The 25,872-nt window shown below is 61.4% G+C and carries 24 protein-coding genes and 1 tRNA gene; 14 read left to right on the forward strand and 11 right to left on the reverse strand.

Features of this window, described 5'->3' with window-relative positions; genetic code table 11:
- The first annotated feature begins 6 nt into the window (after window positions 1–6).
- The 8 genes from ACP15O_RS08715 to ACP15O_RS08750 are packed head-to-tail and all read left to right on the forward strand — an operon-like array spanning window position 7 to window position 8,230.
- A complete protein-coding gene (locus ACP15O_RS08715) occupies window positions 7–777 on the forward strand; it encodes an amino acid ABC transporter ATP-binding protein (protein ID WP_425095689.1) in 771 nt (256 codons plus the stop codon).
- Window positions 774–2,126, forward strand: coding sequence for an aminotransferase family protein (locus tag ACP15O_RS08720; RefSeq protein WP_425095690.1), 1,353 nt, complete (start codon window positions 774–776; stop codon window positions 2,124–2,126). The genes ACP15O_RS08715 and ACP15O_RS08720 overlap by 4 nt, the downstream gene beginning before the upstream one ends.
- Window positions 2,123–2,815, forward strand: a complete 693-nt coding sequence (locus ACP15O_RS08725; protein WP_425095691.1) for a CoA transferase subunit A — start codon at window positions 2,123–2,125, stop codon at window positions 2,813–2,815. The genes ACP15O_RS08720 and ACP15O_RS08725 overlap by 4 nt, the downstream gene beginning before the upstream one ends.
- Window positions 2,802–3,452 (forward strand): 3-oxoacid CoA-transferase subunit B, encoded by a 651-nt coding sequence (locus tag ACP15O_RS08730; protein ID WP_425095692.1) that lies wholly within the window; start codon window positions 2,802–2,804, stop codon window positions 3,450–3,452. The genes ACP15O_RS08725 and ACP15O_RS08730 overlap by 14 nt, the downstream gene beginning before the upstream one ends.
- Before the next feature lie 13 nt (window positions 3,453–3,465).
- Window positions 3,466–4,758, forward strand: coding sequence for an ArgE/DapE family deacylase (locus tag ACP15O_RS08735; RefSeq protein ID WP_425095693.1), 1,293 nt, complete (start codon window positions 3,466–3,468; stop codon window positions 4,756–4,758).
- 10 nt (window positions 4,759–4,768) lie between these two features.
- Window positions 4,769–5,944: a thiolase family protein gene (locus tag ACP15O_RS08740; protein ID WP_425095694.1), complete on the forward strand. Its 1,176-nt coding sequence runs from the start codon at window positions 4,769–4,771 to the stop codon at window positions 5,942–5,944.
- Window positions 5,945–5,954: 10 nt separating this feature from the next.
- Entirely contained in the window at window positions 5,955–7,115 is a 1,161-nt protein-coding gene (locus tag ACP15O_RS08745) for an amidohydrolase (RefSeq protein WP_425095695.1), read from the forward strand.
- Between the two features lie 2 nt (window positions 7,116–7,117).
- Window positions 7,118–8,230, forward strand: coding sequence for an alanine racemase (locus ACP15O_RS08750; protein WP_425095696.1), 1,113 nt, complete (start codon window positions 7,118–7,120; stop codon window positions 8,228–8,230).
- An 18-nt stretch (window positions 8,231–8,248) separates the two neighbouring features.
- Here ACP15O_RS08750 and ACP15O_RS08755 read toward each other — a convergent pair whose 3' ends face one another.
- Window positions 8,249–9,268: a zinc-binding alcohol dehydrogenase family protein gene (locus ACP15O_RS08755; protein WP_425095697.1), complete on the reverse strand. Its 1,020-nt coding sequence runs from the start codon at window positions 9,266–9,268 to the stop codon at window positions 8,249–8,251.
- 122 nt (window positions 9,269–9,390) lie between these two features.
- Between ACP15O_RS08755 and ACP15O_RS08760 the strand changes: the two genes are divergently transcribed.
- On the forward strand, window positions 9,391–9,738 hold the full coding sequence (locus ACP15O_RS08760) for a winged helix-turn-helix transcriptional regulator (protein WP_425095698.1): 348 nt from the start codon (window positions 9,391–9,393) through the stop codon (window positions 9,736–9,738).
- A gap of 54 nt (window positions 9,739–9,792) precedes the next feature.
- Here the strand turns inward: ACP15O_RS08760 and ACP15O_RS08765 are convergent, their stop codons facing one another.
- Together ACP15O_RS08765 and ACP15O_RS08770 are read right to left on the reverse strand one after the other, a co-directional pair.
- Window positions 9,793–10,569: a hypothetical protein gene (locus ACP15O_RS08765; protein ID WP_425095699.1), complete on the reverse strand. Its 777-nt coding sequence runs from the start codon at window positions 10,567–10,569 to the stop codon at window positions 9,793–9,795.
- Window positions 10,570–10,631: 62 nt separating this feature from the next.
- Window positions 10,632–11,708, reverse strand: a complete 1,077-nt coding sequence (locus tag ACP15O_RS08770) for a DUF6538 domain-containing protein (RefSeq protein ID WP_425095700.1) — start codon at window positions 11,706–11,708, stop codon at window positions 10,632–10,634.
- Window positions 11,709–11,820: 112 nt separating this feature from the next.
- Between ACP15O_RS08770 and ACP15O_RS08775 the strand changes: the two genes are divergently transcribed.
- Window positions 11,821–12,414, forward strand: a complete 594-nt coding sequence (locus tag ACP15O_RS08775; protein WP_425095701.1) for a phage tail tape measure protein — start codon at window positions 11,821–11,823, stop codon at window positions 12,412–12,414.
- A gap of 1,029 nt (window positions 12,415–13,443) precedes the next feature.
- A complete protein-coding gene (locus ACP15O_RS08780; protein WP_425095702.1) occupies window positions 13,444–13,896 on the forward strand; it encodes a hypothetical protein in 453 nt (150 codons plus the stop codon).
- A 212-nt stretch (window positions 13,897–14,108) separates the two neighbouring features.
- On the opposite strand, the gene ACP15O_RS08785 is transcribed toward ACP15O_RS08780, so the two are convergent.
- The 3 genes from ACP15O_RS08785 to ACP15O_RS08795 form a co-directional block, all read right to left on the reverse strand.
- A tRNA-Gln gene (locus ACP15O_RS08785) sits at window positions 14,109–14,183 on the reverse strand.
- A gap of 95 nt (window positions 14,184–14,278) precedes the next feature.
- On the reverse strand, window positions 14,279–15,598 hold the full coding sequence (locus ACP15O_RS08790; RefSeq protein WP_425095703.1) for a mechanosensitive ion channel domain-containing protein: 1,320 nt from the start codon (window positions 15,596–15,598) through the stop codon (window positions 14,279–14,281).
- Window positions 15,599–15,662: 64 nt separating this feature from the next.
- Entirely contained in the window at window positions 15,663–16,157 is a 495-nt protein-coding gene (locus tag ACP15O_RS08795; protein ID WP_425095704.1) for an SH3 domain-containing protein, read from the reverse strand.
- Between the two features lie 123 nt (window positions 16,158–16,280).
- Between ACP15O_RS08795 and ACP15O_RS08800 the strand changes: the two genes are divergently transcribed.
- Window positions 16,281–17,267 carry a 2-hydroxyacid dehydrogenase gene (locus ACP15O_RS08800; protein ID WP_425095705.1) on the forward strand — a complete coding sequence of 329 codons (987 nt, stop codon included), beginning with the start codon at window positions 16,281–16,283 and terminating at the stop codon, window positions 17,265–17,267.
- A 29-nt stretch (window positions 17,268–17,296) separates the two neighbouring features.
- Entirely contained in the window at window positions 17,297–19,066 is a 1,770-nt protein-coding gene (gene ggt, locus ACP15O_RS08805) for a gamma-glutamyltransferase (RefSeq protein WP_425095706.1), read from the forward strand.
- On the opposite strand, the gene ACP15O_RS08810 is transcribed toward ggt, so the two are convergent.
- The 3 genes from ACP15O_RS08810 to panC form a co-directional block, all read right to left on the reverse strand.
- The gene (locus ACP15O_RS08810) at window positions 19,067–19,975 is read right to left on the reverse strand and encodes a pirin family protein (RefSeq protein ID WP_425095707.1); all 909 of its coding nucleotides are present in this window, start codon (window positions 19,973–19,975) and stop codon (window positions 19,067–19,069) included.
- A 196-nt stretch (window positions 19,976–20,171) separates the two neighbouring features.
- Entirely contained in the window at window positions 20,172–20,981 is an 810-nt protein-coding gene (gene panB, locus ACP15O_RS08815) for a 3-methyl-2-oxobutanoate hydroxymethyltransferase (RefSeq protein WP_425095708.1), read from the reverse strand.
- Window positions 20,978–21,826 (reverse strand): pantoate--beta-alanine ligase, encoded by an 849-nt coding sequence (panC, locus tag ACP15O_RS08820; protein WP_425095709.1) that lies wholly within the window; start codon window positions 21,824–21,826, stop codon window positions 20,978–20,980. Before panC ends, panB begins: the two co-directional genes overlap by 4 nt.
- Window positions 21,827–22,045: 219 nt before the next feature.
- On the opposite strand from panC, the gene ACP15O_RS08825 reads away from it, so the two are divergent.
- On the forward strand, window positions 22,046–24,553 hold the full coding sequence (locus ACP15O_RS08825) for a GcvT family protein (protein WP_425095710.1): 2,508 nt from the start codon (window positions 22,046–22,048) through the stop codon (window positions 24,551–24,553).
- Between the two features lie 138 nt (window positions 24,554–24,691).
- Here the strand turns inward: ACP15O_RS08825 and ACP15O_RS08830 are convergent, their stop codons facing one another.
- Both ACP15O_RS08830 and ACP15O_RS08835 read right to left on the reverse strand, forming a co-directional pair.
- Window positions 24,692–25,030, reverse strand: a complete 339-nt coding sequence (locus ACP15O_RS08830; protein ID WP_425095711.1) for a carboxymuconolactone decarboxylase family protein — start codon at window positions 25,028–25,030, stop codon at window positions 24,692–24,694.
- 75 nt (window positions 25,031–25,105) lie between these two features.
- Complete coding sequence (locus ACP15O_RS08835) at window positions 25,106–25,756, reverse strand: DUF938 domain-containing protein (protein ID WP_425095712.1); 651 nt, start codon at window positions 25,754–25,756, stop codon at window positions 25,106–25,108.
- Window positions 25,757–25,872 lie beyond the last annotated feature (116 nt).

The raw sequence follows: 25,872 nt of genomic DNA on the forward strand, positions 1-25,872 counted from the left end.
GCCATCATGAGCGACCAACAACATTTCGTCGAAATCCGTCACGCCCAGAAATCCTTTGGCAAGCTTGAGGTTCTCAAGGACATCAGCCTGACCGTCGAACGCGGGCAGATCGTGGGGATTATCGGCTCTTCTGGGTCTGGGAAATCCACGCTATTGCGCGCGATCAACGATCTGGACCCGCTGACAGGAGGCGAAATCTGGCTGGATGGCGTACAGGTGAACAAGACGCTGCCGCACCGGAAATATGAAAAGCATATCAATGAGATGCGCCAGCATGTCGGGATGGTGTTCCAGCATTTCAACCTGTTTCCGCATATGACCGTGCGGGAAAACGTGACCATGGCGCCGATGCTGCTGAAAGGTCTCAGCGCGGACGAGGCCAACGAACTGGCCAGGCAGCAGCTGGATCATGTCGGCATGTTGGAGCGGATAGATTACTATCCCTCGCAATTGTCGGGGGGCCAAAAACAGCGGGTCGCGATTGCGCGCGCTCTGGCGATGAAACCCAAGCTGATGCTGTTTGACGAAGCGACCTCGGCCCTTGATCCGGAACTGGTGGAAGAGGTCAACCAGGTCATGAAACGGCTGGCCGAAGAAAACATGACCATGATCATCGTCACTCATGAAATGGATTTCGCGGCGTCTGTCTGTGACCGTGTGCTGTTCATGGACAAGGGCGTTGTCGTCGAAGAGGGCCCGCCCGAGGTGATCTTTAAAAACCCGACCCAGGAAAGAACCCGCGAATTTCTACGCAAACATATCGAAGGTGCGTCGTGAGCGAAGATTCCTTTCTCTTTTACCAAAGCCGCACCCCGCGCCCGTTTCTTAGCCATGGCGAGGGCATCTACCTGTATGATGAAAGCGGCAAACGCTATATTGACGGATCGTCAGGGGCGATGGTGTCCAACATCGGCCATTCCAACCGGACGGTTCTGAATAAGATCAAGGCGCAGATGGATAAGGCCACTTTTGGCTACCGCCTGCATTTCCGTACCCACCCGTCAGAGGATCTGGCCGCGAAAACCGTTGCAATGACTCCGGCGGGGCTGGATCGCGTGTTCTTTGTGTCCGGCGGCTCCGAAGCCGTGGAAAGCGCGGTGAAACTGGCGCGCCAATATGCGCTGACCCAGGGGCAGGGCAGCCGCCACAAGGTGATTTCCCGCTTTCCGTCTTATCATGGCTGCACTCTTGGGGCTTTGGATCTGACGGGCTACGATCCGCTGCGTGAACCGTTCGCGCCCATGATGGAAGGTATGCCCAAGATCACGGCCCCTGCCACCTATCTGGATCGCGATAACCTGAGCGAAGAGCAGCGGGGCCTGAAATATGCCGAGCTGCTGCGGGACAAGATCCTTGCCGAAGGGCCGGAAAATGTGCTGGCCTTTCTGATGGAGCCCGTGGGCGGTGCCTCGACCGGGGCGCTTGTGGCTCCGGACAGCTATTATGGCCGGGTGCGTGAAATCTGTGACGAGTTCGGCGTTCTGCTGATCTACGATGAGGTCATGACCGGCGCGGGCCGGACGGGTAAGTTTCTGGCCGCGGAACATTGGGGTATAACGCCCGATATCGTGGCCATGTCCAAAGGGTTCGGGGCGGGCTATGCGCCGCTGGGGGCCATCATCGCCGGCGCGCGGCTGGTCGAGCCGGTTCTGGATGCGGGCGGGTTTCTGCATGGCTTTACCTATGCGGGGAATCCGCTGGCCTGCGCGGCCGGTCTGGCCGTGCTGGAAGAGATGGAAGACCACGGCCTGATCGAAAACGCAGCCTGTATGGGAGAGGTCTTGCTGGCGCAGCTGCGCGCGTTGATGGACCGCTATCCCTTTATCGGGGATGTCCGGGGCAAGGGGCTTCTGACGGCGTTCGAGTTCGTCGCGGATCGCGATACGATGGCGCCTTTGCCGCCAGAAATGGATGCCTATGCGCGGCTGGTCGAGCTGGCGTATGAACGGGGGCTGATCATTTATTCCCGTCGCACGCGCGGGGGCACGGCAGGGGATCATTTCCTGATCGCGCCGCCTTTGATCATCACGGCCGAACAGATTGCAGAGATAATGGCCATCCTGCGAGAGGCTCTGGATGCTTTCGCCCAACAGACCGGCCTGCCGGTGCAGGAGGAAGCCGCGTGAAACTACCCGATAAACGCTGTGGGATGGCGCAGGCTGTCTCGCTGATCAAGGATGGCGATACGGTCATGGTGGGGGGCTTTGGCGTGCCCGGCACACCGATGGCACTGATCCACGCGCTGGTGGCGCATGGGGCCGGTAATCTGACAGTGGTGAAAAACGACGCCAACGAGCCCGACATGGGCATCGACCACCTGTTGCAAAGCGGTCAGGTGGCGCGGTTGATTACCACGCATCTGGGGCTGAACACTCATGCGATTGGCCTGATGAACAGCGGCGCGCTGGAAGTGGAGTTCAACGCCCAAGGCATCCTGGCCGAGCGCATCCGCGCAGGGGGCGCGGGGCTTGGCGGCGTGCTGAGTGACATCGGTATCGGCACTGAACTGAGCGACGGCAAGCAGACGGTCCAGATCAATGGCAAAACGCATGTGGTGGAAACCGCTTTGCGCGCGGATGTCGCGCTGATCCATGCGGAGCGTGCGGATTATTTTGGCAATCTGGCCTATGTGGCCACCGCGCAGAACTTCAACCCGCTGATGGCCATGGCGGCCGATCGGGTGATTGCCGAGGCCGAAACCGTGCTGCCTCTGGGGGGGCTGGATGCCAACCAGGTGCACACTGCCGGCGTGTTTGTCGATCATCTCGCCGAATTGGGTGCCCTGAGCAAGGAATACGCCGTTGTCCAACGCTAGAGAACGAATGATTGCCCGCGCCGCAGGTGAAATCGCGCCGGGCATGGTGGTCAATCTGGGAATTGGCCTGCCCACCAAAGTGGTGGAATACCTTGCGCCTGACTGTGCCGTGTGCCTGCATACTGAAAACGGTTTGACGGGCATCGGGCCCAGACTGGCCCCGGATCGGGCGGATCGAAACCTGATTGATGCGGGCGGGGCCTATGTGTCCACCGTGCCGGGATCGGCGTTTTTTGACAGTGCTACCAGCTTTGCCATGGTGCGCTCGGGGCGGCTGGATCTGACCATGCTGGGCGCCTTTGAGGTCAGCGCCGGGGGCGATCTGGCCAATTGGAAAATTCCGGGCAAATTCAGCCCCGGTGTGGGCGGCGGTATCGAACTGGCGCAGAAGGCGCGGCGCGTGGTGGTCCTGACGACTCATACCGATCGGCAGGGCAATCCCAAGCTCAAGGCCGAGTGCAGCCTGCCGCTTACGGCCAGAGGCTGCGTTGCGCGGGTGTTCACGGATATGGCCGTGGTCGATGTCACGCCGCAGGGGTTCGTGCTGCGCGAAATCGCCAAGGGGCTTTGTGCGCAGGACGTGATCGAAGCCACCGACGCGCCGCTTCTTGTGGCCGATGATCTGCAATATTTCTGAAAGGTAGAGCCCCGTGTCGGACGATCTGAAAACCCGCCTGTGCGATGCCGTGGATGCGGCTTTCGATCAGCAAATCGCTTTCCTCTCGGAGTTGACGGCGCACCCGTCCACACGGGGCAACGAACAATCCGCGCAGGATTTCATGGCCGCAGAGCTATCCGCGCGCGGCTATCAGCTGGACCGCTGGCAAATCCGCATCGAAGACATTCAGCACCTGCCTGGGTTTTCCCCCGTCCTGGGGCCCTATGAGGATGCGGTCAACGTGGTTGCCACCCATCGCAGCACCTCTGGCCAGGGGCGTTCGCTGATCCTGAACGGGCATATTGATGTGGTCCCGGCCGGGCCGCTTGATATGTGGGACAGCCCTCCGTTCGATCCGCAGGTCAGGGATGGCTGGCTTTATGGGCGCGGCGGCGGAGACATGAAGGCCGGGCTTGTGTCAAACCTGTTTGCGTTGGATGCCTTGCGCGCCTGTGGGTATGCGCCGGCGGCGGATGTGCATTATCAGTCCGTGGTCGAGGAAGAATGCACCGGGAACGGGGCGCTTGCCTGCCTGGCCCGCGGGTATCGCGCCGATGCGGTTCTGATCCCCGAGCCGTTTTCCGAGAATCTGGTTTCGGCGCAGCTGGGCGTGATCTGGTTTCAGGTGCATCTGAAAGGCCGGCCCACGCATGTGGCCTATGCCGGTAGCGGGGCCAATGCGATTGAGGCGGCGTTTCCCCTGGTAAAAGCCCTGCACGAAATGGAGCTCCGCTGGAACGCCAGGGAAAACCGCCATGCGGATTACGCCCATATGGATCATGCGCTGAACCTGAACGTCGGCAAAATCGAGGGCGGCGACTGGACCAGCTCGGTGCCCGCCTGGAGCACCTTTGACGTGCGCATGGCGATCTTCCCCGGACAGTCGATCGACGCAGCCAAAGCCGAGATCGAAAAGACCATCCTTGAAGCTGCGCAACAGAACGATTTCCTGCGCCATTCCCCGCCCCGGATCGTTTACCACGGTTTCCACGCCGAAGGTTACGCGCTGTCGCAGGATGGCTCGGACAGGGCGCAGCAGGCGATTTCGGCGCTGGAGAAAGCCCATAGCGCGATTTCGGACGCAACCCTGAAGCGCGAGGCAATCACCGCCACCACCGATGCGCGTTTCTTTGGCCTGTATGCGGGCACGCCTGCGCTGGTTTATGGCCCAAAGGCCGAAGCGATCCACGGTTTCAACGAACGCGTGGATCTTGAAAGCATCCGCCGCGTCACCAAAACCACCGCGCTTTTCATTGCGGATTGGTGCGGCACAGAAGTTATCTGAGGACATTCGAATGCGTGATGCGGTTATCGTCTCGACAGCGCGCACACCGATTGGCAAGGCCTATCGCGGTGCGTTCAACAATCTGACAGCCCCAAGCCTTGCGGCTCCGGCGGTGCGCGCGGCTTTGGCGCGGGCGGGCATCGGCGGCGCGGATGTCGAAGAAGCCATTTTCGGTTCTGCCCTGACGCAGGGAACCTCGGGTGTGAATGTCGCGCGCCACATTGCGCAGGCTGCGGGGCTGGCGGACAGCGTGGCCGGCGCAACAGTGGATCGTCAATGCGCTTCGGGGCTGAATGCCTTGGCCATGGCGGGGCATATGGTGCGTTGCGAATCCGTGGATGTGGTGCTGGCCGGCGGGCTTGAGAGCATCTCATTGGTGCAAAATGCGCAGTGGAACGGGGCCCGCTATGTCGATCCGGCCGTGCGCAAGGAATACTACCTGCCCATGCTGGATACTGCCGAAGTGGTGGCCGAACGCTATGGCGTCAGCCGCGCGGCGCAGGATGCGTATGCGCTGCAAAGCCAGGAACGCACGGCGCGCGCTCAAAAGGCGGGGATCTTTGCCGATGAGATCGTGCCGGTGACGGCGAACCGGCTGGTGACAGACAAGGCCACGCAGCAAACCTACGAACAGGCGGTGACGCTGGACCGGGACGAATGCAACCGGCCGGGCACCACGGCGCAGGCTCTGGCAGAGCTGCCTGCCGTGCGGGGCGCGGGCAAAACCGTGACCGCGGGCAATGCCAGCCAATTGTCCGACGGGGCGGCCGCGCTTGTCGTCATGGCGGCGGACGAGGCCCGGCGGCGGGGGCTGGGCGCTTTGGGGGCGATGCGCGGTTTCGCCGTTGCCGGGGTCGCGCCTGCGGAAATGGGCATTGGGCCGGTGAAGGCAATTCCCCGGCTGCTTCAGCGTGCCGGTCTGCGGATCGAAGATATTGATCTGTGGGAAATCAACGAGGCCTTTGCCGCGCAATTGCTGTATTGCCGCGATGCGCTGGAGATTCCTGACGACCGGCTGAACGTAAACGGCGGCGCGATTTCCATTGGCCACCCCTATGGCATGTCCGGTGCGCGTATGGCAGGGCATCTTCTGCTTGAAGGGCGCAGGCGCGGGGCGAAATGGGGCGTGGTTTCGATGTGTGTCGGCGGCGGACAAGGTGCCGCCGGTTTGTTCGAAATTTTCTGAGGAACGGATTGTGCCTGAGCTTTCATCCGAACAGATTGCGCAGCTGACAGCGTTGCGCCACATGCTGCACCGCCACCCGGAAATTTCAGGGCAGGAGGCCGGAACCGCCGAACGCATCGCTGCGGAATTGACGGCTCTGGGCGCAGACCGGATCTGGCGCGGCCTGGGCGGTCATGGTGTCGCAGCCGAATTTACGGGGGCGACGCCCGGTCCCACCGTGTTGCTGCGCTGTGAACTGGACGGGTTGCCGATCCGCGAGCTTTCAGACCTGCCCTACCGATCCCAGATCGACGGAGCCGGGCACCTGTGCGGCCACGACGGGCATATGGCCTCGGTGCTTGGGGTTGCGATGTATCTGGCGGAGCGGCGTCCGGCCTGCGGGCGGGTCATTTTGCTCTTTCAGCCCGCCGAGGAAACCGGGGCAGGGGCCAAAGCGGTGATCGCGGATTCACGTTGGCCGGAACTCCGCCCGGATTATGCCTTTGCCTATCACAATGTTCCGGGCCGTCCGCTGGGCGAGATCGGCCTGCGCCGGGGGCCCGGAAACTGTGCCTCGCGCGGGATGCAGATCCTGTTCGAGGGCAAAAGCTCGCACGCGGCCGCCCCCGAGGACGGCCTGTCCCCTGCCAACGCGCTTGCGCATCTGATGAAAGCCCTGCCCGCCCTTAGCCAGGGAACCATCGCAGATGAGGCATTTTCCCTGAGCACGCTGACGCATGTGCGCCTGGGCGCCCCCACATTCGGTATATTCCCGGCCGAGGCCGAGATGCGCGTCACTTTGCGCACGATGACGAATACGCGCATGGATGCCATGATCGCCAAGGCGCTGGATCTTGTCGAACGCCATGCCGGCACCCTGAGAACCGAGATCCACTGGCACGATGTTTTCCGGGCGGTGGTGAATGACGAGACCGCAACGGAAATCGCAAAACGGGCGGCAGATCGGCTGGGGCTGGTCTCGCGCGACATGCCCGTGCCGATGCGGTGGTCCGAAGATTTCGGGCGGTTCGCAGATGATGGTGCCAGGGCGGCGCTGCTCTATATCGGCTCCGGAGAGCATCATCCGCAGCTTCACAATCCCGACTATGACTTTCCCGATGCGCTGCTGCCGGTTGTGACAGATTTGTTTTGCGGAATCCTTGAGGATCTTCTGGGGCTTGCGCGGGGATAGACATGTTGGAATCCTGCCCTGCTTCGTGGTGTACGATCTACCGTGACCGGATTTCGAAAAACCTTGAGCTTGCCCTGGGGCTTGTGCCCCGCGGCAGGCAGTTCTGCGCGGTGCTGAAGGCGGATGCCTACGGGCATGGCATTCAGCAGGTCGTGCCGCTGGTCCAAGAGCAAGAGGTCACCTGTATCGGCATCACAACCAACGCCGAGGCCCGAGCCGTGCGTCAGGCCGGGTTCGATGGCACGGTTATCCGGCTCAGGGCTGCCTCGCCTCAGGAAATGGAGGACGCCCTGGAGGATCGCGTCGAAGAGCAGGCCGCCTCGTTGCTGGCGGCGCGGCATATTGCGGCCCATATCAGGGCCGGGCAGTACACTGCGGGGGTGCACCTGCCGCTGAACGCGCTGGGCATGTCGCGAGACGCGCTTGAGATTTCGACACAGGCAGGACAGACCGTGTGCCGCGAAATTCTGGAAACGCTTGGGGCGCATATCGGCGGGATTTGTACGCATTTTCCATCCAATGATCTGGAGGAGCTGCACGGGTCCAACCGGCTTTTTCAAAGCCAGCTGAACTGGGTTTTCGACAATAGCGATCTGCGCCGTGCGGATGTGCAGATCCATGCCGGCAGCTCGCTGACGCTGATCTCGGATGCACAGATCGAAACCGATATGTACCGCTGCGGGGCTATCCTGTATGGCATTCTGAAGCCCGAACTGGGGTTTGCCACAACGATGGATCTGCACGCGCGGATTGTCGGGCTGCAAGACTATCCCAGGGGCGCAACCGTCGGATATGACCGAGAGTATCGGCTTGAGCGCGACTCTCGTTTGGCCTGTATCGCAATTGGCTATGAAAACGGCTTCAGACGGCTGGCGCAGCACAGCCAGGTGTTGGTGGCAGGGGACAAGCCAGCGCCGATCGTGGGCAAGGTTTCCATGAATGCAATCGTTGCCGATGTGACCGGGTTGGGCGACATTCAGATCGGCGATACGGTCTGTGTGTTCGGTGACCGGGGGGATGTGCCCCCGACGCAGGTAGCAGAAAGCCAGTTCCGGACAATTATGGCCGATCTGTACACCGATTGGGGCAGGCGCAACGGCAGGGTATATCGCTAACCGCGCGCCGGCCGGCCTTTAATCCGGAAAACCGGCCAGCGTGAGCTTACCCTTGGTTTGCCCGCTTTCCAGCCGCCGATGGGCCGCGCGCAGATTTTCCGCGGTGATCATCCCCGGCGTCTCTGCAACTGTCGTGCGAATTTTGCCGCTGTCCACCAGCGCGGCAACCTCGTTCAGGATTGCGCTTTGGCGCTCGATGTCCGCAGTCTGGAACATTGACCGCGTGTACATCAGTTCCCAATGGACAGAGACGCTTTTGCCCTTGAACGGCATGATGTTGAAATGCGCGGGATCGTCGATCAGCCCATAGCGCCCCTGAGGCGCGATCAGCGCGGCGACATCCTGAATATAGGTTTCCGATTGGGTGGTGGAAAACACAAAAGACGGAGCCCCGATCCCAAGCTGCGCCACCTGATTGGCCAGCGGCGCTGAGTGATCAATAACATGCTGCGCGCCCAGCTCTTTGACCCAGGATTTCGTTTCCTCCCGCGAGGCCGTGGCGATCACGGTCAGGTCGGTCAGCGCGCGCAGCAGTTGAATAGCGATCGAGCCAACCCCTCCGGCGCCTCCGATAATCACGATGGCATTTGCGCCACCGGGCACCGGCATATCGACTTTGAGCCGGTCAAACAGCATCTCGTAGGCGGTGAGCGAGGTCAAAGGCAAGGCCGCCGCCGCCGCGAAATCAAGCGTGTCCGGCATCTGCCCGACGATGCGTTCGTCCACCAGGTGAAATTCGCTGTTGGTTCCGGGGCGTGAAATATCGCCGGCATACCAAACCCGGTCCCCAGGGCGGCAGAGCGTGACCTCGGGGCCGATCTCTACCACCACTCCGGCGGCATCCCATCCCAGCACTTCGGGCTTGTCTGCTGTGGCGGGGCGATTGCGACGGATCTTCGTGTCCACCGGATTCACCGAGACCGCATGGATCTGCACCAGAATATCGCGGCCCTGCGCCGTCGGCCTGGGCAAATCAAGATCGACCAGAGCATTCGGGGCATCGCTGGGCAGGCTTTCGTAATATCCAACGGCTTTCATTGTCTGTTCCTTCCATAACCAAGTTCGCCGGGCGCGATTTCCGCGCATGTCCGGCTTGCGTTCGATATTGAAAAGCGCCTACAAAAACACAAGTACGCAATGTTTTTGCCTATAGGGTCTAAATGGATACTGTAAAATTGGCCAAACGGTTCGATGGAAGCGGCTGCAATTCGGGGTGCCCGGTCGAAGCGGCACTGGAACAGATCGCCGGCAAGTGGAAGGGCTTGGTGATCTATCATTTGATGTCCCAGACCTTGCGGTTCAACGAATTGTCACGGCGTGTGGGCTCGGTGACACAGCGCAGCCTGACCAAACAATTACGAGAACTGGAGGCCGATGGCATCGTCACACGCAAGGTATTTGCCGTTGTCCCGCCGCGCGTGGAATACAGTCTGACGGACAAGGGCACCGCTCTGGCGCCGGTGGTCAACGCGCTGCATTCCTGGGGCAGCTTATACCCAAGAGATTGATCTAGAATGGCAATTTCGCTCAGGTTTCTGCCCCAAAGATGTCGTCCGCCGTTGTCAGCATTCGAAGAAGTCCGGTCCGAAGACACGTAAGATCCAAAGAAATGGCCACTTCGCTTCGGCCACATAGGGCCGGACTGTTTCAGCGACTTCATCTGAGTGCCGCATGAGTTCGATCAGGTGTTCCCCTGCGGGCCCGTGCGCGCCGGCCAGCCAGTTTTTCGCAGCTCGTTCACAGACCCCTGTCCCGTTCATGGATGCCTTTATGGCCTGGTGGGATCCGCCCAATTCGCGCCTCAGCGCCGCCAGCACAGGGCCCTGGATCTGCTTCATGACATCAAGGGCCTGAAGAGCCGGGGGTATTTTGATGCTGAAATCGCGCGCAAGACCAACCTGTCGATGAAATATGTGCGCGGGGTTCTTCGGCTTCTGTAAAGTGGCGAACACCGGCTGCTCAGGGCCGTCGAAGGCGGCAAAATTCCGGTGAGTGTTGCTGTGGATATTGCCGATGCCGAAGATGCGAGAGTTCAGGATGTCCTGCGCCAGGCCTCCGAAAACAATCATCTGAGGGGTGGCAAGCTTCTGGAGGCAAAGCACCTGGTGGAGACCCGTCAAAAACATGGCAAAGGGCAACTTTGATCTGACAAAAAACGGGCGCTGTCTGTCGAAAGCCTGCTGCGCGCTTTCTTCCGAACGGGCCGGCGCCATATCGGGAATCGCAAATGTCTGTTCGTTTGGAAGGATTTTGCACAGGGAGACGTTCGGAATGTCAGCCTTGCCCGCACAGATACTAAGCTGGACCGGGCAGGTTCTACTCTTTGACGAAGGTTCCATGTCTGAAAAATGGCTGGGGTGGTAGGAACAAAATCCAACTTTTTCTAAGCCCCTGATTTCTCTTAAGCTATTGCTATCACAGCACTTACTAGCCTACAACTGTTCCGGAATGGTGTTCCGGAATGGTGGTGTGGAGATGGGCAGACAAACTTACCTTTGCCGATCTGCTCATTGTGCTTGACGGCCTGTTCAATCGACATGCCTGTGAAGGCTTTGGTTTCGGCTGCCTTCACTGGGAACTTCAACAGCAATGCCTTCCACTCGCGCACAGCCTTCTTGTCGATCTCCGTAACAGGGAACGTGCTGCCGACATATTGGACGAACAAGCCAACGTCGCGCCGGGCCTGTGTGAGTGTGTCGGGCTTCACTTGTTTCGGGTTCTCGGTGGCGTAGATGTCGAACACCTCCAAGACCGACTGCCCCGGCTCTGCAACGGCTCTGCGCGCGCCACTGGCGGGCTTGACGATGGGGTCTAGGGGTTGCCCCGCATAATTGCCTTCATCGCGCTCTACGGTGCGTCTCAGCGCCTCTATCTCTGCGCGCATCATCTGGCGGGCCAGCGCCCCCCGATCAGGCGACCCCGGTTCAATGATCAGCTTGTTCCGGGTGAGAAATTCGTCAACCTCATGTTCAATCAGCGCCGTGTTCCCGGCGCTCAGATGCTTGCGCAGCTCTGACAGCTTCGCGCGCCTCGCTTTTGCGTCAATGCTCTCAGCTCCCTTGAGCTGATCTTGAAGCACTTGTATTTCCAAAGCGGCGTCAAGCATCGCCAGCGGGTCGGCTGTGTCGATGTTCTCGCGCTGCACCCTATCGACGGCCCGTTCGGTCGCAGCTTCAATATCCGCATCGTTCGGCAAGTTGCGGCGGCGATCTTCATCCCGCTCTAGGCCCTCGGTGTATTGCTGCCAGACAGCGGCGGCTTTGTCGTCGTCGGTCAGGACGCGCCGGGCGCGCAGCTCATCGAATTCGCGCCGCCATTGTTCGATCACCGGCCATAGCAACCGCTTCGCGGTGGCCTCATCCTTCGTCTTGAGCGACTGCTTGCGCGTCGTGGTGCCAACGATCTCCACAAGATCGGTCGGCACATCTAGCCGCGCGTAGTAGGTTGCTCCACGTCGCCAAGCCGGAAAGGCGATCACGCCTGAGCTGCGCGCAGAAATCGACCGCGTAGCCGCGAGCTACGCCAACGCCGCGCAGCGCGCAGAGGAAGCCCGGCAGCGGCACGACGACTTCCGGGGCGCGGTGAGCGATATGAAGGGTTCGCTCAAGGATGCCTTCACCGGCCTTGTGACCGGCGCGCACAGCTTCAAGGAAGCGCTGGCCGGGGTGCTGGGTAGGTTGGCAGAGATCGCGGCCAACCGCGCCTTCGAAAGCATCTTCGCCGGGGTGGGTGGTGACGGCCTGATCGGGGGATTGCTGAAAGGGCTGGGGCTGTTCGCTGCCGGTGGTTACACCGGCGACGGCGGCAAGTTCGAACCCGCCGGGGTGGTGCATCGCGGCGAATACGTGCTGAGTAAAGAGGCCACCCGCCGGATTGGCGTCGGCAATCTGGAAGCGCTGCACAGCGCCGCTAAGAGGGGCTACGCCTCTGGTGGGCTGGTAGGAGGCGCGGCACCCCTGAGAAGCGCACAGGCGGCGCGCTCCGGGCCTGTGGTGGACTCCGGGCAGGTGGTCAACATCAACGCGCCGGTGACGGTGAACGGATCGGCAGGCACGCCAAGTCAAAACGCTGATCTGGCGAAAAAGACGGCGCGCGAAATGGAAAGCACTATGCGTGGTGTTGTTGTGGACGAATTGAGAAAACAGGGCCGTCCTGGCAATCTTCTCAACAATAGAAGGCGCTAAAGATACAGTCTTGTAGCTTGCGCCGATTTTTGGTAATTTGTTGGGGCCGGAACGGCAGCACAAAGCACAAAGCAGTCAGGTTCGAGCCGATACTTTCTATTCCGCTCACCGACACCTTGATACCAGCCTTACATTGAACGCCAGCACCGGGATCATGACCGGGCAGCGAGACGCCTAGCTGGAAGGTGCAGGAAAGATCGGCGAAAGCCCTTGGTCTGGTTCCGCTCCCCGATAGAGAATATCGGACGCCCCAGATGGTCGCCGCCGGACGTAGTCGAAATGGCACAGAAAGACGGTTGCAATGTGCGTCGGGCTTCGATCCGGGTCACAACAACCGATCACGTCTAGGTTGGAGGAAAGCCGGGCGTGACGCTCAGCCGAAAGGCTGTAACCGCTTGGCTGAAAGGCCGGGATCGGGGCGCTGCTAGGTCAATGGAAGCCACCTAGTGTTAGTAGCCCTTCACCACCTGTTATATGCAGAACATCCCCCTTGGACATCACAGATTAGGTTTTGTGCTGTCCAAGGGGGAAAGTCCTATGACTGCAGGTATTATTTTTATTTGTTAATAGTTTATTCTGTGCATTTCGTTTCATCTTCCGGCTATGTGAAACAATTGGTGGGCGCGAAGCGCCCGAAAGCGAGCGCGCAGGAGTGATGATGAATATGACGGCACGAACTCTGCTTGAAGCACTTATGGGAGCTTGGCCAAAGCTGTCCCGGATTGGTGATAGGCAGGTTGACTTAAAGACGCTGCCTCTGGAGCTGCGCACTCTGGCAGAAAATGCCTATGCCCGTGACGAACGGCTTGAGCATCTCGGGACAAAAGTGTTATATAGTAACAATTAGGGGCTGGCTTCCAACTTCGCCCCGATCAAACCCCGCGCCGGATCATCGTTTCGATGTAAGTCAACTGGCGCGGGGTTTTTGTTGTGCGCTTGTGTTGGTTGCGATTATCGCTAACCCGCCGGTGCAAACTGGCGGGTTGTTGTATATTCGGGCTACACAGTTCGAATTTGCCCGGCCATAGTATGACCGACTTCGCGTATTTGGAGAGGCATGTGGGAAACTCACCTATCGAAACATTTGAACTGAAAATTGAACGTGTGGACATTACCACAGAAGGCGATGACGCTTGGGCGCCGGAGTTCGTCAAGACGATGAAAGATGCTGGGTTCACGATGAAGGGTGGCTTCTACGTCCAGTTAAGAGCCGAAAGTCAATCAAATGAAGAACTGCTCATGTTCAGCTATGTGCCAGTTGCCAAGAGATTCATTCCAAGAGAACGGGAGCCAAATTCCTTCGCGGAGGGGCTGACACCCAAGTTCATGGAATACTGTTGCTTTAAAGATGGCCGAGGCGAGCTTACCGATTGGGGTGCTGGCGTCGTAAATTCGATCATCGCTACCAACTATGGTCAAGTTCCAGAAGAATGGTTGTCGGCTGGTATGGCAGACCTTGATACATCAGAAGTGACCCACTAGCCCGGCGGATGATCCTTGGTTGTCCGTTGCAGGCAACCTTGTTCTAAAAGTTAAGCAACGCAACGCCCATCAGGATCATCCCGGTGGGCTTTTTTGAGTCGGGCGGCATGTCGCTGGTCGCCAACTGGTCCGGATAGGTGTGTCGAAAAAGTGTTCCGGAGGCGAATTCTTGTGATCGCCTAAGTATTTGAAATTTAATGAAAAAGAGAAGTTGGCTGGGGTGGTAGGATTCGAACCTACGGTACACTGTACCAAAAACAGTTGCCTTACCACTTGGCTACACCCCAACGGTGAGGGCGTAGATAATGCGATGGTTTGACGGGTGCAAGCCCTGAATTGCGAAAAAAACACAGATTTTTTCGTGCGGAATTATGTGAGGGAATTACTCGGTCGGGCCGTGTTCGGACAGCAGGTCTTCGGAGTGGCTGTCCTGGCGCTCTTCTTCGACGAAGCGCTCCAAATCCTGTTCCATCGTGGCTTCGATCTCGGCCAGGGGGGCGTCGGCGGGGGCGGCAATGGCGGGTTTCGTGCTGATGGGGGCGGGGGGCTCGATTGGTTTGGTCAGCAGCCGGTAGGTGGGTTCGGGCATTGCGATTCCGGCCAGGGTGAAGGCGCTCATGACCTGGCGCACCGCTTCGGAGCGCGCGCCCAGCAGGCCGGTTTCACGCTGGTCGATCCAGGCGGCATGGCGCAGGGAAATGGTGCTGTCACCCACCGTGTCGATCCACACATTCGGGGCCGGCGTTTGCAGAACAAAGGGCAGCTGGGACAGGGTGTCACGGGCCAGAGCCATCGCCTGGGTCAGATCGGTATCCGGGGCGACGCCCAGGTCAAAGGTGAACCGGCGTTCGGCATTGGTGGTGTAATTGACGATCCGGCTTTTGAAGACGGTCGAATTGGGGATGCGGATATGATTGCCATCATAGGACAGCAGGATCGTCGCGCGGCTGGTCAGGCGGATAACGATGCCCTGATCGCCGCCGATCTCGATCGCGTCATTGGGGCGAAAGGGCTGGCGGATCGACAGCATGATCGAGGCGATGAAATTTTCCACCGTGTCCTTGACGGCAAAGCCGATGGCCAGCCCGACAATCCCCGCCGCGCCCAGAATGGTGGACAGCAGCGCCGTCGCGCCCAGAATATCCAGCGCGACGACAACGCCTCCGATGATAAAGACCAGGCGGATCACGCTGCGATAGATGTCAGCGATAAATCGGTTCGGAGCCAGCCGGTTCCACGGGTTTTTCAGCCGGGTCAGCAGGATGCCCGCAAACGTGACCAGCAAAAAGGCGGCGATGGCGACGATCAGCAGCGGCAGATAGGCCACCAGCTGTTCCATCCGGTCGGTGAAACGCTCCATTGCGGGGCTTAGCCGCTCGACCACATCGGTGGATTCCGTCACCTCGTTCTTGATGGCCACCACGCCTTCGACACGGGCGACGATGACGTTCAGCCGGGCGATGTCGGCGGCCTCCAGCGTGGTGCCGCGCAGGGTAACGATGCCGGATCTGACGGTGACGGTGACATCGCCGTAGCCCTCCAGCTCGGCCAGGATGTCGCGGATACGGACGGCGATGGCGGCATCCTGGCTGGCGCTGTCCTCGACGGAAATCGCGCCCGAGGGCTGGTTGCTTTGGGCCTCTTGTGCCGTGGCTGCACCGCATAGCGGCAATAGCATCAACAGAACGCAGAAAAATCGCATCGGTCTAAATCCTGAATATCAAATCAGGTGTCAGATTAGCGATAGGCGGGGACAAGTAAACCTGTCAGTCGCGGATCTCATCGGGGGCCACGCCCCAGAGTTTGGTTTTATGCGCCCAGCCGCGATAGCCGCCGGTGGACAGGCGGCACCAGTCCGGCCCGCAATCCTCCAGCCGGGCGATGACCCCCATTTCCAGCCGCGCCTTGATCGGAGCGGTCTCGTCCGGGCGGGCGAACAGATCCAGCAGATCCTGATCCACGATCACCGTGCGCGCGCCCGACAGCAGCGAATAATGCACCCAGCCGCCCGCGCCGTCGCGGTCGCGCACCCGGCGCCAGTGTTCGTATTCGCCCGTCACCTCGACCGGCATGTCCTTGCGTTTGAACACCCAGTCGATGCGGTGGCTCAGCCCCGGTCCGCGCCGGACATTTGCCTTGGACGCCTTGATCGAGACAAAGCGCGGAATGGGAAGGTTCGTCTCGCGGCCGCGCTCTTCGGCGGCGGCGGAAGTCACCAACAGAAAACCGCAAAGAGCGGCCACAATCGCCTGCGTGTTCATCGTCCTTGCCCGTATATAGCCCGTGTACTGCGTTTATTTTTGGCCGCAGGTTCTTGTGCCTCGGCCCTGTATCGGCCACTCTGCCAGCAACGCCTCGTTTTGAAAAGATTTGGGAGGACCAATATGCCATCTGAACGCCTGAGTGTTGTCGTTACGCGACGCTTGCCGGAACCTGTCGAAAACCGGCTTAAGGACTTATTTGACGTCACACTCCGCGAGGATGACACACCCATGACCCGCGCCGAGCTGGTCGATGCGGTGAAAACCTGCGATGTGCTGGTGCCCACGCTAAGCGATCAGATCGATGCGGGCCTGATCGGGCAGGCCGGAGAGCGCCTGAAACTGATCGCCAACTATGGCGCAGGCGTGGATCACATCGACATTCATACCGCCCGCCAGCGCGGGGTTCTGGTGTCGAACACGCCAGGCGTGGTCAATGACGACACCGCGGATATGACCATGGCGCTGATGCTGGCCGTCACCCGCCGTATCCCCGAAGGTCTGGCTGCGATGAAATCCGGCACATGGGAGGGCTGGTCGCCCACCGGCTTCCTGGGGGGGCGCATTGGAGGGCGCCGTCTGGGGATTCTGGGCATGGGCCGGATCGGGCAGGCCGTGGCGCAGCGCGCCCGCGCCTTCGGGATGGAAATCCACTATCATAACCGTCACCGCCTGCACGCCGACATCGAGGCGAAATACGAGGCCAGCTATTGGGAAAGCCTGGATCAGATGGTGGCGCGGATGGATGTGATCTCGGTCAATTGCCCGCACACGCCCTCGACCTTTCATTTGCTGAATGCGCGCCGTCTGAAACTGCTGAAACCGACCGCGGTGATCGTGAACACCTCGCGCGGCGAGGTGATCGACGAAAACGCCCTGACCCGGATGCTGGTCGCAGGCGAGCTGGCCGGGGCCGGGCTGGATGTGTTCGAGCACGGCTCGGAGGTGAACTCCAAACTGCTGGAGCTGCCCAACGTGGTGACCTTGCCGCATATGGCCTCGGCCACCGAAGAGGGGCGGCTGGAAATGGGCGAAAAGGTGATCATCAATATCAAAACCTTTGATGACGGCCATCGCCCGCCGGATCAGGTGGTGCCGGGGCTGCTGTAAGGCTCTGATTATACGAAAGGAAAAGGCCCATGAAACGCGATATTATGGCGGCTCTCATGGGCCTTTTTCTATGCTCTGGCGCGGGGGCGCAGCAGGCGGCTGACAGCGTGGCACCGGAAATTGGCGGGGCAGGGCGGCTGGACATCACGCCCGCCGTGGCCGCAGGGCTGGAGGCCAAAGAGGCCGGACAGCCCGTTTGGGCGGATGACTGGATGATCGTCGCGGCCAACCCCTATGCGGCCGAGGCCGGCGCGCGGGTGCTGCGCGCGGGCGGGACGGCGGCGGATGCGGCCATCGCCACGCAGCTGGTGTTGGGCCTGGTCGAGCCGCAATCCTCGGGGCTGGGCGGCGGGGCCTTTGTGGTCTGGTATGACGCGGACACCGGCACGCTAAGCACGCTGGACGGGCGCGAAACCGCACCCTTGGCCGCCACGCCCCGGCTGTTTCAGGACGATACGGGCGCGCCGCTGAAGTTCTTTGACGCGGTTGTGGGCGGGCGATCCGTCGGGACGCCGGGAACGCCGGCGCTGTTGCAGTTGATGCACCGCAAATGGGGGCGCGCAGAGTGGGCCGATCTGTTCAGCGATGCGCTGGGGCTGGCGCAAGAGGGGTTCGTGGTGTCCGAACGTCTGGCCGGATCGGTCGCACGGGATGCTGCGCGGCTGGCCCGCTTTGCGGACACTGCGCGCTATTTCCTGCCCGACGGTCAGGCTCTGCGGGCCGGGTCGATCCTGCGTAACGACGCCTATGCACGCACGCTGCGGATGCTGGCCGAACAGGGGGCAGAGGCCTTTTATACAGGGGATTTCGCCGATCAGATCGTGCGCCGGGTCCAGCAGAATGGCGGTGTGCTGACGGCTGTGGATATGGCTGTCTATCGCCCCAAAGAACGCGCGGCAGTCTGCGCCCCCTACAAGAGCCTGGAGATCTGCGGAATGGGGCCGCCGTCCTCGGGGGCGCTGACGGTGGGGCAGATTTTGGGAATGCTGGCGCAGTTCGATCTGTCCGCGGGGCCGGACGATCCGCAGGTTCTGCGCCTGATCGGAGATGCCAGCCGCCTGGCCTTTGCGGACCGCGCGCGGTTCATGGCCGACAGCGATTATGTGCCCGTCCCGGTGCAGGGCCTGCTGGAGCCGGACTATCTGAAAACCCGTGCAGCCCTGCTGCGCGGCCCGCGCCTGCCCGAGGCCCCGCCCGGCAATCCCAAATTCGATCACGCCAGCCGCTGGGCGGATGACGCGGCACCAGAGCTGCCCTCGACCTCGCATATTTCTATCGTGGATCGCTACGGCAACGCGCTGTCGATGACCACGACGATTGAAAACGGGTTTGGCTCGCGTCTGATGGTGCATGGGTTTTTGCTGAACAATGAACTGACGGATTTTTCCTTTCGCTCGCATCTGGGCGGGGTGCCGGTCGCCAATCGGGTGGAGCCGGGAAAACGGCCCCGGTCCTCGATGGCGCCGACGATCGTGATGCGCGATGGCGCGCCGGTTCTGGTGACGGGCAGTCCGGGGGGCAGCATGATTATCGGCTATGTGGCCAATACGATTCTGGCCTGGGCCGAATGGGGGCTGGATGTGCAGCAGGCGATGGATCTGCCGCACCGGATCAACCGCTTTGGCCGCTATGACATCGAAACAGGGCCCGCGGCGCTGGACACGATGCAAAGCCTGAGCGACATGGGCTATGGCGTGAAATCGGCACCGATGGTGTCGGGGCTGGGCAGTATCGAAATCGGCCCGCGCCTGAGCGGCGGGGCCGATAAACGCCGCGAGGGCGTGGCGATTGGTGAATGATCAGTCGTGTTTGATAAAGCTGCCGTTCTGTAGCTCGCGAAAGGCCTGGCGCAGCTCGTCCTGGGTGTTCATCACGATGGGGCCGTGCCAGGCGACGGGTTCCTGAATGGGCCGGCCTGTCATCAGCAGAAAACGGATGCCTGCGTCGCCGGCCTGCACGGTGATTTCATCGCCCGCGCCAAAGCGTACCAGCGTGCGGTTGCCGGTCTGATCGCGGATGTTCAGCTCGGTCCCTTGGAATTCCTTCTCCACCTTGATCCCCACCGGATCCGAGGCATCGCGGAAGCTGCCCGATCCGGCAAAGACATAGGCCAGCGCGTTGGCGCGGGTGTCCACGGGCAGCACTTTGCGCCGTCCGGGCGGCACCGACACATCCAGCAGCATCGGGTTGGCCGCGATCCCGTCCACCGGGCCGGTCTTGCCCCAGAACGAGCCGATGATGACCTTGATCGTGGTGCCGTCGTCATCGCCCTCGATCGGGATGTCGCTGCCGGTGATGTCCTGATAGCGCGGGGTGGTCATTTTCAGCGCTGCGGGCAGGTTCGCCCACAGCTGAAACCCGTGCATCCGGCCCTGGGTATCGCCCGAGGGCATTTCCTGATGCACGATTCCCGACCCGGCCGTCATCCATTGCACCGATCCGGGGCCCAGAAGGCCGGTGTTGCCCAGGCTGTCGGCATGTTCGACCTGACCTTCGAGCACATAGGTGATGGTCTCGATCCCGCGGTGGGGATGCCAGGGAAAGCCCTTGGAATAGAGGCGCGGATCGTCGTTGCGAAAATCGTCCATCATCAGGAACGGGTCGGTCAGGCTGGGATCGGAGAAGCCGAAGACACGGTGAAGATGGACGCCCGCGCCCTCGGTTGTGGGTTGGGCGAGGCTGGTGGCGGTGACGGGTCTGAAGGTCATGGCGCGGTCCTTTCCTGATTGGGGTTAATCTGGAGGATCGCAGCGGAAAATCAAACTGGCGCGTATTCGGGGGAGTCTGTGCGTAAATGCACAAGGGGGCGGGGGCGTTTTGGGAGGGCTGGGGGGCGTTGCCCCCACCGCTGGAAATCGGGGATTTCCAGCGGCTCCCCCAGAGTATTTGCAGAGCAAAGAAGGGTTATTTGTAGGTTTGATCGGGGCCGGGGAAGGCGCGGGATTTGACCTCGGAAGCGTAGGTGCTGACGGCTTTTTCGATGGCGGGGCCCAGATCGCCGTAGACCTTGACGAATTTGGGGGTCCAGTCGTTCAGGCCGAGCATGTCTTCGAGCACCAGAATCTGGCCGTCGCAGTCGGCGCTGGCGCCGATGCCGATGGTGGGGATGTCGATCTGTTTGGTGATCCGGGCTGCCAGGGGTTCGACCATGCCTTCGAGCACCACGGCGAAGGCTCCGGCCTGGGTGACGGCCTGGGCGTCGGCCTCGTGCTGGGGCCAGCTGTCTTCCTCGCGGCCTTGGGTTTTGAAGCCGCCCATGGTGTTGGTGGATTGCGGGGTCAGGCCGATATGGGCAATCACGGGAATGCCCCGTTCGACCAGGAAGCGGATGGTTTCGGCCATGCGCGCGCCGCCTTCGAGTTTGACCGCGCCGCAATTGGTTTCCTGCATGATACGCGCGGCATTGCGGAAGGCGATCTGGGGGCTTTCCTCGTAGGTGCCGAAGGGCATGTCTACTACGACCAGCGCGCGCTGGGTGCCGCGTACCACCGCGCGGCCGTGCATGATCATCAGGTCCAGCGAGACGCCCAGTGTGCTGTCCATCCCGTGCATCACCATGCCCAGGCTATCGCCGACCAGGATGAAATCGGCGTATTTATCGACGATGGCGGCCGTATGCGCGTGATAGGAGGTCAGCGAGACGATGGGCTCGGCGTTTTTGCGGGCCGCGATCTGGGGGGCGGTGATGCGGCGGATTTTGGTCTGAGTGCTCATGCTTGGATAACCCTTTGATCAATCAGTAGAATGTCGGAAAACTGGACCGAGATCATCACCGCCACGGGCTGTGTGATAGGGCCAGAGAGGTTTTCGAGGCTCTTGGCGGCGACGGTGTCCAGCCCGGTCAGCGCGGCGCGGGGTTCGGCCTGAATGGTGTTGGCGATGGCGGCGCGGATGTCATCCACGGTGGCGCCGGGCTGGCGCGCGGCCTCTTCGGCGGCGTTCAATGAGCGCGACAGCACCACAGCGGCGGCGCGATCGTCAGCCGACAGGCGCACATTGCGCGAGGACATGGCCAGCCCATCGGGTTCGCGCACGGTGGGGCCGCCGATGATGTCAATCGGGAAATGCAGGTCGCTGACCATACGGCGGATCACCTGTAGCTGTTGATAATCCTTCTGGCCGAATACGGCCACATCTGGCTGCACGATGTTGAACAGTCGCGCCACAACCGAGGTCACGCCGCGAAAATGTCCCGGTCGCACCTTGCCGTGCAGCATATTGGCCAGGCGGGTGGTTTCTACGATGGTTTCGCTGCCTTCGGGGTACATGGTGGCCACGTCGGGCAGGAACACGACATCCACGCCCGCGTCGCGCAGCAGGGCCAGGTCACGCTTTTCATCGCGGGGATAGGCGTCCAGGTCCGTGGCCTCGCCGAATTGTGTGGGATTGACGAAGATGGACACAACACTGGCCGAGGCGGCCTGTTGCGCGCGCGCCACCAGTGACAGGTGCCCCTGATGCAAAAAGCCCATCGTGGGCACAAAACCAATGGATTTTCCCTGCGCGCGCAGGGCTGCGATGGCTGCGCGGGTGTCGGCAACTGAACGGCAGATGTGCATTCTGTCGGGGTCTCCTCCGTAAGGACACCGTATATTTACGGTATCCGCTGCGGCGCGGCAAGCCCAATTGACCGGCCGGTCGGTTTTGTGCCGTGCGGTTTGCCTCCGCATGTCGGTTTCGCGCTCTCATGGGTCGGCTGGTAAATGCGCGGCGGCACGCAATGGGCCAACATCACGGCAAATCCACGCAACGGAGTCGTCTGCGCAATGAAATCCGCGATGAAAACCCATGTTAAAGCTCTGGTCGTCGGCGGTGGCGCCGTCGGCACCTCGATTGCTTATCATCTGGCCCGCGCGGGCTGGTCGGATGTGATGCTGCTGGAACGGGACGAGCTGACCAGCGGCAGCACCTGGCACGCCGCCGGCCTGCTGCCTTTGTTCAACATGAGCTATGCCACGACCCATATCCATAAATACTCGGTCGAATTCTACAAAACGCTGGAGGCCGAAACCGGCCTGAACGCGGGGTTCAGCATTGTGGGCAATCTGCGGATGGCGCAGACGCAGGCGCGGATGGACGAGTATATGCTCTATGCTTCGACCGCCGAAACCGCGGGGGTGCCCTGTGAATGGATGACCCCTGCGCAGATCAAGGAGCGCTGGCCGCTGCTGCGCACCGAGGATCTGAAAGGCGCGATTTACCACCCCACCGATGGCTATATCAACCCGGCCGACGTGACCATGGCCATGGCCAAGGGGGCCCGTCAGCGCGGCGTGATCATCGAGCGCAAATGGCAGGTAGATGGCTATGAATGGACAGGCAGCGAGTGGCGCGTCTCGGTGACGAAAATGGTGGAAAAGGGCGGGAATCTGGTGCCCTCGGACGATCGGCAGGTCATCACGGCCGAACATGTCGTCACCGCCACCGGCAACCACGCGCAGCGCACCGCGCAGTTGCTGGGGATCAAGATCCCGGCCATTCCGGTTGAACATCAGTTCATCGTGACCGAGCCCGATCCGGCGCTGGTGGACTACCGCAAAACCCATGGCGAACACCCGGTCCTGCGCGATGCCGATGCCAAATGGTACGTGCGCGAGGAACGCGGCGGCTGGATCCTGGGCCCTTATGAACGGGGTGCGCCCGCCCGGTTTGCCTATGGTGTGCCCGACACATTCCGCGCCGATCTGTTCCCCCTGGATCTGGACCGCATCGAAGAGGAATACATGTCGATGATCCACCGGATTCCGTCCTCGGAAACGGCGGGGTTGAAGGATGATTACAATGGCCCGATCTGCTACACGCCGGATGGCAACCCGCTGGTCGGCCCCGCGCCGGGGCTGCGCAACATGTGGCTGGCCGAAGGGTTCAGCTTCGGGATCACGGCCGCTGGGGGCACGGGCTATTATCTGGCGCAGATGATGGTGGAAGGCGAGGCCGAGATCGACATGGCCAGCCTGGACCCCAAACGCTATGGCCCCTGGATGACCACGGAATATGCGGTGCAAAAGAACGAGGAATGCTACGAGCACGTCTATATCCTGCACCACCCCGACGAAGAGCGCGAGGCCGCCCGCCCGCTGCGCACCGGCCCGGTTTATGACCGCCAAAAAGCCTTGGGCGCGCAGTTCGGGCAGGTGAATGGCTGGGAAAGGCCGAATTACTATGGCCCTCTGGATGCGCCAGGCAGTTTCGATCATGACGCTCGCAGCTTCCGCCGGGGCGGTTGGTGGCAATATGCCGTGGACGAGGCCCGCGCGATCCGAGAAAACGTGGGGCTGATCGACGCCAGCGCCTTTACCAAACATGTGGTCAAAGGCCCCGGTGCCACCGCTTTTCTGGACCAGTTCACCTGCAATAAATTGCCCAAGATCGGCCGGATCAACCTGACCTATGCGCTGACGGATGCCGGCACCACGCGCACCGAATATACCATCGTGCGGCGGGGGCAGGAGGATTACTATCTGGTCTCGGCCGGGGCGTGGACGGCCTATGATCAGGACTATCTGTTCAAGGCGATCGCGGATTGGAACGCGGCTCATCCCGGCGCGTTCGTGACCGCGCAGGACGTCACCACGCAATGGGGTGTGTTTGCCATTGCAGGCCCGAAATCCCGCGATGTGCTGAATGCTCTGATCCGCGATGCCGAGCCGCAAACCGTGTTGTCGAACAAGCGTTTTCCCTGGCTGTCCGAACGCCGGATCGAGCTGGGCATGTGCCCGGTCAATGCGATCCGTGTGGCCTATACGGGCGAGCTGGGCTGGGAATTGCATCACCCCATCGAAATGCAGCGCTACCTGTGGGATCAACTGCTGGCAGCGGGCGCGGAACACGGGATGAAACTGGTTGGGGCACGGGCGCAGAACTGGCTGCGGCAAGAGAAATCCTATCGGGCCTTCGGCAATGAGCTGGGACGGGATGCCACCCCGGCCGAGGCCGATCTGCCGCGCTTTATCGACCTGTCGAAAGAGTTCCACGGCAAGGCTGCGATGGCGGCCAAGGGAATCCGCTCGGCCTGCTGCACGCTGCTGATCGACGGGCCGGAAGACGCCGACCCCTGGGGCCGCGAGGCGCTGTATCTGGAGGATGGCACGAAGGTGGGGCGCCTGACCTCGGGCGGGTATTCCGTGGCTTTCGGGAAAAGCATCGGCATGGGGTATGTCCGCCCCGATCTGGCGGTTGAAGGCACGCGGCTGAAGGTCAGGATGTTCGATCAGCTGTGGCAGGCCACGGTGACCTGCGACAGCCCGTATGACCCCACGAACGCGGCGATCCGCAAAGACGGATGACCTAAATGTGCGCCCCTTTCGGGGCGCGCAGGTTGTGTCGGATTACGCCTGCGGCTTCATCCTCCGGTGGGCGCATGTGGCCCGATGTGGGGCAAACCAGACCCTGGCCGCACTTGGCCACATGCTGCGCGTGTGCGCTTAGGTGGCTGTCAGTTCGTCATAGCATTCCAGGGCCTTGGCGGCGTACATCATTGCCGGGCCGCCGCCCATCTGGATGGTCATGGCCAGCACATCGCCGATTTCATCGCGCGTGGCGCCGGCCTTGATCAGGGTTTCGACATGCAGGGTGATGCAGGCCTCGCAGCGGGTGGCAACGGCGATGCCCAGGGCGACATATTCCTTGGTTTTGAAATCCAGAACGCCGCCTTCCTTGACTGTTTTGCCAAGGCCGCCAAAGGCGCGGGTGGTGTCGGGGATGCATTTGTTCAGGTTGCGCAGCTGGTCGCGGGTGCCGTTCAGCTTGTCTGTCCAGGTCATATTCAGCCTCTTTGATGTTTCCTGAGGCTGTCAAATCATGCCGGGGGCGCGTGGGCTTTGATCCTGATCAGATTGTCAGGGTTTGCGGGCGATGAAGCACAGGTTATTGGCGGGCATTTCGATGACCTGCACCAGTTCCAGCCAATTGTCTTGCAGCCAGTCGATGACGTCCCAGTCGTCCTTGTAGCCGATCTGAGGGTTTTGCGCGATCAGGCTGTCGTTGAAGCGGGCGTCCCCGTCCGAGGTGGTTTCTCCGTCTCGCAAAAAGGGGCCATAGAGGATAAAGCGCCCGCCAGGGGCCAGGGCCTGGGCGGTCTGGGCGATCAGGGTTTGGGCGGCCGCTGCGGGGATGAGATGCAGAAGATTGACCAGCAGGACCAGGTTCTGGCCGGGGTGGCGGGCGGCCCAGCCGGGGGCGCAGGCATCCAGATCGAGGGCGGGGCGCAGGTTGGGCAGGCCCTGCCCGTGGGCGTCAATCGAGCGGCGGCGGGCGGGATCGGGATCGCTGGGTTGCCAGGTCAGGCCGGGGTGTTGCGCGGCCAGCTGGGCGATGTGCTGCCCCGTCCCCGAGGCGATTTCCAGAGCGTGGCCCGATGGCGGGGCGTGCGTGTCCAGCACGGCGGCGATGGCGTCCATGTTGCGGGTGGCCGAGGGGGCGTACATGCGGCCATCGGGGCCGGTTTCGGCAACAGAGGCGGTATCGGGCAGAGAGAGTTTGCGGGTCATATGCAAGGGATGCCATGTCTGGCCGTCCGAGGCAATCGGCTGTGAAAAGGAGCGCGCTGGCGCGCGCGCTGGATGTCTCGGCATCGGCCTGTGGCCGCTGCCTCGGGTGGGTGGCG

This window comes from Youngimonas ophiurae (nom. illeg.) (assembly GCF_049803795.1).
Taxonomy (GTDB): Bacteria; Pseudomonadota; Alphaproteobacteria; order Rhodobacterales; family Rhodobacteraceae; genus Thalassobius.